10 protein-coding genes are annotated in these 13,413 nt (G+C 31.0%); 2 read left to right on the forward strand and 8 right to left on the reverse strand.

What is annotated here, in order from left to right; all coding sequences use genetic code 11:
- The first annotated feature begins 105 nt into the window (after window positions 1-105).
- A complete protein-coding gene (locus I6U48_RS19005) occupies window positions 106-414 on the forward strand; it encodes a hypothetical protein (RefSeq protein WP_218322049.1) in 309 nt (102 codons plus the stop codon).
- A 44-nt stretch (window positions 415-458) separates the two neighbouring features.
- Here I6U48_RS19005 and I6U48_RS19010 read toward each other — a convergent pair whose 3' ends face one another.
- The 8 genes from I6U48_RS19010 to I6U48_RS19045 all read right to left on the reverse strand — a co-directional run bounded on the left by I6U48_RS19010 (window position 459) and on the right by I6U48_RS19045 (window position 11,087).
- On the reverse strand, window positions 459-890 hold the full coding sequence (locus tag I6U48_RS19010) for a Fur family transcriptional regulator (RefSeq protein ID WP_218322050.1): 432 nt from the start codon (window positions 888-890) through the stop codon (window positions 459-461).
- 22 nt (window positions 891-912) lie between these two features.
- A complete protein-coding gene (locus tag I6U48_RS19015; RefSeq protein ID WP_218322051.1) occupies window positions 913-1,464 on the reverse strand; it encodes a manganese efflux pump MntP in 552 nt (183 codons plus the stop codon).
- A gap of 133 nt (window positions 1,465-1,597) precedes the next feature.
- On the reverse strand, window positions 1,598-2,293 hold the full coding sequence (locus I6U48_RS19020) for a M48 family metallopeptidase (protein WP_218322052.1): 696 nt from the start codon (window positions 2,291-2,293) through the stop codon (window positions 1,598-1,600).
- 9 nt (window positions 2,294-2,302) lie between these two features.
- Window positions 2,303-3,985: a S41 family peptidase gene (locus I6U48_RS19025; RefSeq protein ID WP_218322053.1), complete on the reverse strand. Its 1,683-nt coding sequence runs from the start codon at window positions 3,983-3,985 to the stop codon at window positions 2,303-2,305.
- A gap of 232 nt (window positions 3,986-4,217) precedes the next feature.
- Window positions 4,218-5,429: an ABC transporter permease gene (locus tag I6U48_RS19030; protein ID WP_218322054.1), complete on the reverse strand. Its 1,212-nt coding sequence runs from the start codon at window positions 5,427-5,429 to the stop codon at window positions 4,218-4,220.
- Complete coding sequence (locus tag I6U48_RS19035; RefSeq protein ID WP_218322055.1) at window positions 5,429-6,136, reverse strand: ABC transporter ATP-binding protein; 708 nt, start codon at window positions 6,134-6,136, stop codon at window positions 5,429-5,431. The genes I6U48_RS19030 and I6U48_RS19035 overlap by 1 nt, the downstream gene beginning before the upstream one ends.
- Entirely contained in the window at window positions 6,133-7,470 is a 1,338-nt protein-coding gene (locus tag I6U48_RS19040; protein ID WP_218322056.1) for an efflux RND transporter periplasmic adaptor subunit, read from the reverse strand. The genes I6U48_RS19035 and I6U48_RS19040 overlap by 4 nt, the downstream gene beginning before the upstream one ends.
- 221 nt (window positions 7,471-7,691) lie before the next feature.
- Window positions 7,692-11,087 (reverse strand): cell wall-binding repeat-containing protein, encoded by a 3,396-nt coding sequence (locus I6U48_RS19045; RefSeq protein WP_218322057.1) that lies wholly within the window; start codon window positions 11,085-11,087, stop codon window positions 7,692-7,694.
- 230 nt (window positions 11,088-11,317) lie between these two features.
- Between I6U48_RS19045 and I6U48_RS19050 the strand changes: the two genes are divergently transcribed.
- Window positions 11,318-12,799, forward strand: coding sequence for an Ig-like domain-containing protein (locus I6U48_RS19050; protein ID WP_218322058.1), 1,482 nt, complete (start codon window positions 11,318-11,320; stop codon window positions 12,797-12,799).
- Window positions 12,800-13,413 lie beyond the last annotated feature (614 nt).

Below are 13,413 nucleotides of genomic sequence, written 5' to 3' on the forward strand. Positions count from 1 at the left end.
CCACCTTATATAAAATTTCTAATTTTTATATTATTACTATTTACTTATTCATGAAATTTCGTTATTATAGTATTGTAATTATTTTCCAAGAAACGAGGGAAACTTATGAAAAAACTTGGAGCAATTATTCTATCTGTATTTATAATTTGCGGAATTATAAAATACACTTATACAATAAACAGATGTAAAAATATTAACTATGCCGTTCAGTCTTACTTTACAACAGGAATATTTAATAGTCATAAAATGTACAACATAGGGAATATAAATCTTTCTTTTTCCAACGGAAACATGGCTGTAGTAAAAATTGATGGGCTAGAAAAAAAATCTCCTCACCGTAAAGTTACCTATAACGTTTTTCTTGAAAAAAGCAACAATGGAATATGGAAAGTAAAAAAAATATACCCTGCTTAACTTCTTATGAGCTTATTTTGAACTTCAAAGAATAGTTAAATAACCTATTCTTTATTTTTTGTGTTATCTATGCACTCCTCACAAATTCCTTCTAACTTTAAATCTAACTCTTTATCGGTAAATGTAAATCCAGTCTTATCTTTTATTAATTCTTTAACTTGTTCCATTGGACAATCTATTTCAACTTCTTTATGACATAACTTACACTGAAGTATGTGTTTGTGATGTTCTTTTCTAATTCTATAGTTATTCTTTCCCTGACCTAAATCAAATTTTTTCACTATATCCTTGCTTTCAAATAATTCAAGTGCTCTATATACGGTAGATAAATCAATACTTAAATTTCTTTTTCTGCACTCTTTAAAAATATACTCTGCATTAACCGCATGAGCAGAACTATTTATTATATCTAATATATTTATTCTTCCCTTTGTAACCTTTATACCCTGCTGTCTTAAGTATTTCTCGATTTCCAATATCTTCACCCCAAGATCTTATTTAAAAGAACATCATCTTTATCCCAAAAATAACAAGTATAAATCCACCTATATAATCGGCATATTTACTAAAAAGTTCTATTTTTTTTAGGTATTTTGCTATTATAAAAGCAAGCGATGATATTATTAATGTAACTAAACCTATAAACAATGTATCCTTAAGTACACTTAAGCTATTATTTATACTATTTAAGACCGTAAACCCTATAACCATTGCATCTATACTCACTGATATACCAAGAATAAAATATGTCCCTGGTTTTATAACAGGACACTCTCCCTTGTTTTCAAATCCTTCTTTTAACATCAATACTCCTACAATTGCTATTAGCGCTCCTCCTATAACCTTAGGAACAGATGCTATATATGTATTGAACAAAACTCCAGCATAAGCTCCTATCAGTGCGAATAGGAATTGAAAAAATCCACTGCATGCTGAAAATAGTACTTTCCCATTTATACTTACTCCACTATTTAATCCTATGCATAAAGCTACACCAAAGGCATCTAATGACAAAGCTATAGCTATAATTAACAATGAATAAAAATCCATATAACCTCTCCTTATTCCAGTTTATTTTAACAATACCATTTTACTTTATATACAATATGTTGTCCATAAGAATAAGGTTTTATGTTTATGGATGGTTCGCAGCTTTTCTACAATTGAAGACAATATCCAATCCTCATATTTTCAACGTATGACCGTTAGACTTCAACCAGTTTCTTCTTTCCTTATAGTCAGGCAAAATAGCTCCTACGGTATTCCAATAATTTTTAGAATGATTCATATGTATCAAATGACATAATTCATGTACTACTATATAATCAACAATCTCAATTGGAGCCATTATAATCCTATAATTATAATTTATATTTTTCCTAGAAGAACAGCTTCCCCACAAAGTTTTTTGATTCTTAATAAATATTTTATTAGGCTTTACACCAATAATTTTGCTATAAATATTTGTTCTTTCACACAATATTTTTTTAGCTTCTATTCTATATATTTCGTCAATTTTATCTCTTACTATACCCCTAGAACTCACAAAAATTCTAATTTTTCCATTATTTATCTGAAAATCTTCTTCAATATTTTCAACTTCTATAATTTCTAGCTCTAGTTTTCTCCCTAAAAACCTAAATTTAGAGCCATTTTTAATCTCCTTATTTCGAAGAATCTCATTTTCCTGCATTAATTTAACTTTACCTAATATCCATTCCTCTTTACCCTTAATAATATTTTGAATAATCTTGTCACTTATACCAAAAGGAGAAGTAACTATAACTTCTCCCTCATCTGTAACTTTAATTCCAATGGTCTTCCTATTCTTTCTTATTACTTTATAATTAACTGTTAAAAAACTACGTTGATCTTTCATAGTTTTCTCCTACTCTACTATAACAGGCTTAATTACATCCTTTATTTTTATATAATAAGTATCACCGCTTTTTAAGTTCTCTTTAGGTTTTATACTAACCTTTTTATCGTCAACTTTCGTTACATCAAAGTCTACACGTTCTCCAGTTTCTCCATCTATAAACTCCATATTAGTATTATTTTTAATCGTACTTGCATCTACTTCTTTATTAAAGGTTACGGTAAAGACTCTGTTTTGCGATACATTCTCCAAAGCATCTAAATTTTTATAGTCACTATATAAAAATTTGTAAATATTATTGAAATAATCTGATGGTGCTTTAGTCCATCCTTCTTTTGTTCCAATATATACAGTATCCTTATTAACTTTACTTAATATGTATTTAAAAGCTGCCCAATGATTTTCATCTTTAGCTAAATTTAAGTTTATCTCAAAATCCTTTCCGTTATAAGTAAGTTTTAAATATCCACTTTTATCTACATCATTCATACATTTCCCAGAAAATAATTCAGCAATAGCTAAAGAGTTAACATCTTTCACTTCAAAATCAGGTGTTACTCCTTTCTTCTGAATAACATTTCCTAAAGGTGAGTAGAACCTTTCTGTAGTAATTTTAATAGCACTTCCATCTGACAAAGTAAACATATTTTGAGCAACTCCTTTTCCATAGGTAGTTGTGCCAACGAAAAAGGCTTTGTTATAGTCTTTCACTGCTGCTGATAATATTTCTGAAGCACTTGCTGTATTCGCATTTACGAGAAAAATTACAGGCTTGTCTATTACTGTTCCAGTATCTTCTGCAAGATATCCAGTCTGATTACCATCTCTATCTTCAACAATAATTGCTCTTTTAGGCCCAATAAAATTTCCAGCTATTTCAAGAGCTGTAGCCATGTATCCTCCTCCATTATCTCTTAAATCGACTATATAATTGCTAGGATTCTGCGCATTTAACTCTTTCAACTTTTTACTGAATAAATCAGCCGTATCTGATCCAAAGGACACAATATCTATATAAGCAGTTTTATCATTTATTATTTTTCCGGTTACTGTAGGAACACTTATTTCTGCTCTTGTTATATCAAAACTCAATATATCTTCGCCTCTTTTTACTTTAAGGCTCACAGTTGTACCCTCTTCTCCTTTTATATAAGAAGTCATTTCACTAACAGCTAGTCCAGCTAATGAATTTCCATCAGCAGAAGTTATCACATCTCCCTCTTGAATTCCTACTTTTAATGCTGGCGAATCTTCTAGTACGGAGGTAACTTTAGCCCCCTCTGGTACACCCTGTACAGTAACTCCTATTCCACACATTTTATTATTTACTTCATTGATAAAATCATTTTTATCATTCTCATTAGGAAAGTATTCAGAATATGGATCGTTTAGACCTTTTATAATACCTTCTATAGTAGGTGCATCCAATACATCTTCAGATACTGGGATTACATAATTTTGTCTAATAATATCCCTTACCTCGTCTATAACTGATCTACTGGTGGTCCCAGAACTCTGTCCACTAAAAGATACAGTAACCCCTAGCGCTGAATCGTTAGCTGCTTGTACATTAAAAGGAATGCCTGCAACTAAAAATGTTACTATTAATAAAGAAAAAACTATGTTATATGCATTATTTTTTATTAGTTTACTCTTTAAACTAAACTTTGCTGTAAAAAACTCATTTTTCATCTTCTGTCTAATCCTCCTAAATATTTTCTTATTACAAAAATTATACATCATTTTTCCCATTAATAAAATCTAATTATCAATAAATATATGTGGCACTTTATTCCTGAAAGTTATCTTGAATTAATAAAAATAAAATTAGAGAAGATAATTAGGCAATGTATACCTCTCTCTTCTCCATTTTATTCTATTTACCAATATTTTCTATTTTTTTCTAATTTTCTTAAACTAATGTTTATTCGTATCTCAATGCCTCAATTGGATCAAGTTTTGCTGCTTTACCTGCTGGATATAATCCAAAGAAAATACCAACTGCTGATGAAAATCCAAAGGCTATTAATATTACTTTAATGGACACTGGTATATCTATATGTATGAAATAACTAACTACCTTTCCCAAAGCTATTCCAAATATAGTTCCAATAGTTCCTCCGATTAGGCAAAGTATAACGGACTCCATCAAAAACTGCATCTTAATATCTCTGGTCTTCGCTCCTATCGCCTTTCTTATGCCAATTTCTCTAGTTCTCTCTGTAACAGATACAAGCATTATATTCATAACTCCGATTCCACCAACAACTAATGATATTCCGGCTATAGCTCCAAGTCCAAGGGTTAACATGCTTAAGGCCTTATTTATAGTATCTAACTCCTTAAAGCCCTGTTGTGCAGAATATTTGCCTTTGTTTTGGTGTTTGTTTTCAAGAATCCTTACCATTTTAGAACTTATTTGATCTGCATTTTTCATATCTGTAAGCGTTACTGATAGCGTACTTATATCCGTATACTTAAATATTTTATCTCCTATTGTTATAGGCATTACCATAAAACCAGGAACACTATCCCCTGGGTCTTGACCAAGAGATGCACTGGTATCTTTGAAAACACCTATAATAGTTACATTAATATTTTTATCTCCCATGGTCAACTTAGCTCGCTTTCCTACAATATCAGTGTCTCCAAAGAGCTTTATTGCAGTCTTATCATCTATTGCCGCTACATTTTTTACTGCATCAATATCCGTTTCATTTAAATATCTTCCTTTTATTATCTTGATACTGTAAAATTTCATTGAATCTGCAGTTGTACCAATAGCACTAACTTTCTTTGATTTATTATTTTCTGTTTTTAAAGTACCGGAACTTCCAATATCTGTTACAATAGATGTAATTTCAGGTACCTTTTCTTTTAAAAGCTGTATATCATCTAATGTAAAATAGTCCCTCTTTTTTACATTATCAGTAGTAGAATTTATTTTGAGATTAACTATATTAGTTCCGATATTTTCAAACTGAGCTGCAACAAACCTTTTTGCACCATCTCCTATAGAAACTATAGTTATTACTGAAGATATACCTATTATTATACCCAGCATAGTAAGAAATGATCTTAACTTATTCGCTCTTACACTCTCCAGTGCAGATTGAAAGCTTTCTGATACATTCATTATACATCTCCTCCTACTATGGCTCTATCGGCCACTAGGTTATCTGAAATTATATTTCCATCCTTAAACATAATTGCTCTCTTAGTATGCTTAGCTATATCTGGCTCATGAGTGACCATAACAATAGTTACCCCTTCATTATTTAGCTCCTGAAAGATACCCATTATTTCCTCACTTGATTTACTATCTAAGTTTCCTGTAGGCTCATCTGCAAGTATTATAGCAGGATCATTTACAAGTGCTCTGGCAATAGCCACTCTCTGCTTTTGTCCACCAGATAGTTCGTTAGGTTTATGATGAATCCTTTCAGAAAGACCCACTCTATCTAGTGCAATTTTAGCTTTTCTCTCTCTTTCGGATTTAGATACTCCAGCATACATCATTGGCAATTCAACATTAGCCAGTGACGTAAGCTTTGGCAAAAGATTAAAAGCTTGAAAAACAAAACCTATTTTTTTATTTCTTATTGCCGCAAGACTATTATCATCAAGAGATGATATATCAACTCCATCTAAATAATACTTCCCATCGGTAAGTTTATCCAAACATCCTAGTACATTCATAAGAGTAGATTTTCCTGAACCTGATGCTCCCATTATAGCTACATATTCCTTTTCTTCTATTTCAAGATTGACTTCTTTTAATGCCTTTAGCTGAATCGCTCCAGTATCGTATATTTTAACAAGATTTTCCAGCTTAATTATCACTTTTTACTACCTCCAGTTTTGTTTGCATCTGCAACCAAATCTCCTTCATGCAGAGTATCTGGAGGGTTTACAACATATTGCTCTCCTTCTTTAAGTCCGTCTATAACCTCTACATCATAATCCGTTTCAACTCCAGCTTTTATGTACTTCTTTTGAATTTTATTTTTACTATCTACCACGTAAACATACTTTTTGCCTGTAGATTTTTCTTCCTTTATACCATCAAAACCAACTGCAATAACATTATCTTTTTGACTTACTATAATTTCAGTATCTGCCTCGTATCCAGCCTTTATCATATCATCAAAGTTGTCCATATTTATTTTAATATTAACTTTATAATCTTTGTCTGTATCGTCAGCTTTTTCCTGAGCCATTTTTCCTATTTCAGCTACTTGTCCAGTGTATTTCTTATCTGATCCCTTTACTTTAATGTCCACTTTTTGACCTACGGCAACTTTTATTGCGTCATATTGTGTCATATCAACAGATACCTTAAATTTTGAATTATCATCTACAATAATCATATCTCCACTCTTAGGAAGTTGATTTTCCTTTGCATCCATTTTTATTACAACACCATCAGTATTAGCCTTCAATTTACTGTCTTCTATTTTCTTAGTTAAATTAGTTATATCTGCTTGAGCTGTAGCCATTTGATTTTTTTGAGCTGTTATCTTATCACTGCTAGTTGAACTAACATTACTTAAAGCAGTTTGTGCACTGGTTAAAGTGGACTGTGCAGCCTTAATAGCAGTTTCTGCATCCTCTACTGCTTTTTTAGATGCATCAAAATCAGTTTTTGATAAATATCCTTTACTAAACAAATCTTGATTTTGTATGTACTTTTTGTTTAAATCCTGATAATTTCTCTCTGCATTTTCCAGTGTTGCTTTCGCTTGTGCTACAGTATTCTGAGCATTACTCTCCTCCGATGCTGATCCAGTTGACTGTATTTGATTTAATGTAGACTGCGCAGTGGACAGGCTTATTTTTGCTTTTTCAAGTTGATTTTCGTAGTCAGAAGCATCTAATTGCACTAATACATCATCCTTTTTTACCTGTTGACCCTCACTAACAAAAACCTTTACTACCTTTTGTGATGGATTTAATGCTATCTCAGTTCTATAGTTTGCCTCTATATTTCCTGTTGCTGATACAGATTGTACAACTTTCTTTTTTGTTACTTTAGCCAAACTTACCTGTTTCACCTTGGATTTTTGTGCCTTAGCATAAGAAGATACTCCCATTCCAACAGCAACAAGTAAAACCACTCCTATAATAACTACCTTTTTCTTAATTTTTATACCTTTTAATTTTGCTTTAAGTCCCATAATGTTCCCCTTCTAAAATAAATTTATTAACAAATATTTGATAGATATAATTTCCATATTTATATTGTAGCTTACAAGTCTAAAAAAAATCTAAACTATTTCTTAATTTTTTATTAAGTTTTGTTACAAATTGTACTTTCATTTCACTTAAAATTAATAAATATAAACGTAAAAAGGGGCTGCCGCACTTAGATAAGTACGGCAGCCTCCCTCTAATCTACTTACTTCTGATCTGCAACTTTCGTTCTGATTTTCAAATCATAACTTGTTGGATTGTACACAACATAACTACCACTAGAATCTTTTTCACTTCTAATATCAATTTTAGAAGCTTTATTAGCATAAATATCTATCTTGTCTCCTACTGACACTGTATTATTATAAAAATTATACACAACCTTGTTACTATTTTTATCCACAATTACACTCTGTACATCTATTCTACTTCCAGTTCTCTCATTTGTGAATATAAAGTCATCATTATACAACCCTAGTATACTGTAATCTATATTCTCATCAAAGACTATTTCTGCACTAGGACTTCCATCAGTACTAACTGCTACTTTCCAAGCATCTGGATTAGTCTTAGGTGCAAGCAGCATATTATGCACTATATCTGAACTAACAATTAAGTTTCTTCCTGCTATATCCGTCGAGTTTGCCACCTCTACGTTGTTCCCTCTAGCATCCTGTACAGTTTTTGACTTTAATATCTGAATTTTTGCATTAACTCCAGCACTTTTTATTGAGTTTATTTTGTTCTTCTGATTACTGTCTATTGATCCATCCTTAAATATAAGAATTACATCATTTCCTGAAACAAGCCCACTATCTGGACTTTCACCAGCAACCAAGAAATCATTAATATTTAATGAATCTAATGGATATGTTAAATGTAATGTAACTTTCACATCATCGCCACTGTATTCAAACTTTACTGTGTTAAGTACAAGACTTGGCCCTCCCGAGTAATTTGTGCTTATATAATCTGAATAGGTTACTTCTGATAGTAAATTTTGAGCCCTATCCTTAACATTTGCAATTCCTATTTTTATTACATGGTTGTCATCCGAACCAGCATCTAATATATAATTTGATGGAAAACTAATCACTACACCGTTATCATCTTGAATAGCATTAATAGTTGCATCCTTTGGCATATTCATACTAGTCCCATTTCCATTTACATAATAGTAATTTGAAGGATTAGTTATAGAAGCTTCATCCATGCTTTCGCTAAAAAATATAACCACCTTTTGCTTGTTATCTGCTTTTCTAACTATCGCTGTAACACTAGGTGATATATCATCTACACCATTTACTTCTTGTGAAAACTCATCCATTACATTAGGTTCTAAATTTATATCTATAATATTATCAACCTTTAAAGTATATTTTTCTCCAGTCAAAGCATTATCTCTTGTAAATTTAATATCATAGGAGTCTGTATTGTCCCCTGTCACAGAATTCGTTGGCTTTATTGCATCAATTTTATTGCTAATTTCTATATTATTAGAATCAAATAATCTATAATTTGACTTGTTTGTTGCAAATATATTATTAACTTTCTTATTGAATTTAACTCTCATAGTTTGGCTATCTATCATAGACACGTTTGTAACCTGTGGTTTAACAGTATCTTGTGTAATATTAAAACTTATATTAGTATTGTCATTAATCTTGTTTCCATAAGCATCTCTTACGTTGCTTGATACAGATACAATATTAGCACCAATATGCAATATTGATTTTATATTCTGTATCTTAATAATTGTATCCTTTGAACCATTTTCAAAACTTATATTTTGTGAAGTTATTGAATTATTATTTATTTTATAATATGAACCATTTAACACACTTTTCTCATCCATTGCCCTATTAAAGGTTATATAGATATTTCCTGCATAATCAAAATTTACACTGTTAACTTGTGGGCTATCGTTAACCGAATGAACACTAAAATCAACTTCAATATCCTGCATTATAAATCCAGCAGCACTATAAAACTTATCATTTAACTTTCCCTTTGGAATTTCAAGTTTATTATTTCCTACTGGAAGTGGTGAATTAAAATATAATTCAACTTTATCTGCCCAAATACCAGATTGGTCGTAAAACTTAGTTAAAGATGTATCTAATCCTAAATTCAATATACTTTGCCCATTTACTTTAATCGAATATAAATCTGATGTTGAAATCTTAATAGGTACTGAAAATTTTACCATTAGTTTGTTGCTTCCACTTACTGATATTGATTGTACTATAGGTACTGAAAGATCTGACAGAGTAATTTTTTTACTAAACTCATCTATATTATGATTAAGTCCTTTATCCAATATTGTATTTTTTACAGATAAAGTCACATCTGTGTACTGAGGATATGGATTTGCCAAGGTAATTAACACTGTTTTGTTATCTTCCTGTAAAACAGCAGATGCCTTATCTCCATTCAAATCTGCTCCATCTATTTGATAGCTTGATATATTCTCAGCAGTATTTTTATCAACACTTGTACTAAATTCCACCTTAATCTGGTTAAGAGAATTAGCACTTACGTCCTTAACTTTAATATTACCAGAATCCTCTGGAGCTTGATCAATAATATCATTCATTTGAGCTTCTATCGAAGATGAAACAACTCCAGTTCCCCCAATTATATTTAAAGCTGTATATTTATTAACTTTCTCTTTAATATAATTTAAAGCATCTACTGTTGCCGAACTTTTTTCCTTATCAAGCAATACCAATGGTGAAGTAAACTTTCCTGCCAGTGATGATGCCACTAAAGCATCTGCATATCCATCATCTCTCGCATTTACTCCTGCACTAGCAGCAAATAACTTATCAAAATTCAAATCATCTTTAAACCTATTTAACACATTTAAATTTGTTTGAAATCTATCTACTCCTCCATTAACTCTTTCAACAGCGTCTAAAGCTTTATACATAATTTCATTTATAATATAGTTTGTTCCGATAACGGTGACCTTAGAATTATTATTTTTTACAAAGTCTAAGATTGGCTTCATAGATTCGTTATCATTGCTTCCCAATAATAATATCTGTCCTTTAGCTGCTGCTACAGGGGCTATTGATAAGGCATCTGAAAACCCTTCTCCCCCTACCAACATGACATTATCGGCCTTAACACCAAGCTCCAATAACTTGTTTGCAACTGCTGCATTTGTTTCATATCTATTGTCTCCTTTAAGCTCTACTAAATTGTAACCATCATTTCTTAGCTCATCTCGTATAGATTGCTTTATAGCACCAATCCCACCAATTATATATATATATTGTGGATGCAGCGCATCTAATGCTGATTGAGTATCAGAATTTAATGAAGTTCCTGTAGTTAACAATATAGGTGCATCCAAGGTTTTCGCAAGTACTGATGAACTTACTGCATCTGCATATCCTTCTCCAGTAACTAAAATTACGTTTCTTGCCCCACTAGGCCAATTATCTTTAGCTACCTGCGCTGCCGTAGCATATCTATCTAAACCACTTGTTCTTATAACTTTTCCCGTTTCAGCCTTAACTTGAATAAAGGCTGAAACTTGAATTAGTATTAAGCAAATAGTAACTATCAATATATTTATCATTTTGCTCTTCATGATTCAAATTTCCTCCTGCAATAAAAGAAGTAAAACCAAATTTAAACTAGATAATTTTATTGTAATCCTTCATTATAAACTGTACAACGTAATACTAAAGCCAATTGTTCAACTATAATCCACACAAGTAGTATAATTCCAATTTGTTTTTATAAAATAATAATTACTATTTTGTAATTTGTGGTATAATTTTATCATATTACTTTATTTAGTAAATATGGAGGTTATCAATGAATTGCAATTATAAAAAAATTATTTATTCTTTTATTCCACTGATATTTTTGTTATTTACTTCTATTAGTGTACATGCCCAAACACTAAATAGTCCTTATTTGGAAGATAGTGGAATAATCGTAAACAAAAGCTTAAATAGCAGTGCTATAGGTTATATACATGGCGAAAAAAATAATATCTATTATTCTTCAACAGAATACTGCAGCAGCCTAACAGAACTGAAAAATTCCATTATAAAACATATGTATAATAAAGATTCTTCTTTTACTATAAGTTATAAAGGAGATTTTTCGACTTTAGAGAGTGATCTTAATAACATTTTAGGCGATATTGAAAATACAGATGATTACCTAGCTGTTTCTTACTCTTACATGAAATGGAATGCTCAAGGCTATAGTGAAAACCTTAATACAATAACCTTCAATTTTAGTTATCTAGCTACAAAAGAGCAAGAAGATTATGTAGATAAAAAAGTTACATCTATATTAAGCACTTTAATAACAAGTTCTATGACTGATGATGATAAGGAAAAAACTATACATGACTATATAGTAAAAAATGTAACTTATGATCAAAGTTATACATACTACAGCGCTTATGATGCGTTATATTATGGAACCTCTGTTTGTCAAGGCTATGCACTTTTGGCCTATAAAATGTTAAAACAGGCTGGTTTAAATGTAAGAATAATTACAGGGAATGCTGGTGGAGAGTCTCATGCTTGGAACCTTGTGAATGTTAGAGGTAAATGGTATCAACTTGATTGTACCTGGGATGATCCCGTTCCAGACACTGGAAAAGTAAGTTATGATTATTATAATATAAATGATACTCAGATGGGGGTTGATCATACTTGGAATAAAGCAGATTATCCTCAAGCTAGTTCCACTTATGTATATCCTGGAGATACAGCAAAGCATGTAGCAAGTGTAAAAATCGCTTCTGGAGATTTAAATTTAAAAGTTGGACAAACTTATACGCTTAGAATAACTATTTTACCTTCAGATGCCAGTAATAAAAATGTATCCTGGTATTCAAGTGATAATAATATAGTTCAGGTAGATCAACACGGTACTTTAACCGCTCTTTCATCAGGAAATGTAGTAATAACTGTTAAAAGTGAGGATGGCAATATCATAGACTTTTGTAAAGTAACTGTACCGAAAGACTTTTCCAAGTATACTCAGTGGAAAGAAAAGAAAAATATATACTTAAACAAAATATGGACAATAACTTTTCAATCAACTATTGATGCTGCATCTGTAAATGCTGATAGTATATATGTATTTGACGAAACAACTCAAGATAAAGTAGACTTAAAAATTAAAGTATCAAATAATAAAGTAATTTTAACTCCTAATCGCAGTTATTCGCCTGATCACTCTTACTACTTGGTTATTGAAAAATCTGTAAAATCAACAAACGGAAGCCAACTAGCTGCTCCAACAGCAATGAAATTTAATATATCCTACAATTGATATGGGCAAAACAAGGGACTGCCGCATTTATAGATACACACGGTCTAAAGTAAACTTATGCTCCGGTAGATGTTACCAAGCTTCAGTACTATAAAAACTTTTAATCATTCTAAAGCTCAGTATTTTGAAAATCTAAGAAACTTTTATAAACTCGTACCTCAAACATATAAAAGCCTCTAAGATTTTCTAAAATACTTCGCTAAGAATGATAAAAAAGTTTTTAGATGTTCTTTCAGCTTTGGTAACATCTACCTGCGTATAAGTTTACTTTCTGGTGTGTGTATCTATATAGGAGGGTGTGATTAAACAAAATTTAACATTAGGTAAATCCTTAAATATCAATGCATTGGACATTTTTATTTTCCATCTTTTGATATATAAAATGGACTTTATCACACCCTCCTATAGAGAACCACACCAGACACTTAACTTATACGCAGGGATATATTTACATTCTGGAAGACACATTTAAATACTTTTGATACAAGTCTTAGCTCATATTTTTGAAAAAGCTTAGAAGATTTGATTGGTTAAAAGTCTAAATGACTTTTAACGAGCAACTTATCAATGGTAATTGATAAGTTGGTCCGACTGAGCAGAGCGAGTTATCAAAG

The sequence above is a fragment of the Clostridium thailandense genome (genome assembly GCF_019207025.1).
GTDB classification, from domain to species: domain Bacteria; phylum Bacillota; class Clostridia; order Clostridiales; family Clostridiaceae; genus Clostridium_AM; species Clostridium_AM thailandense.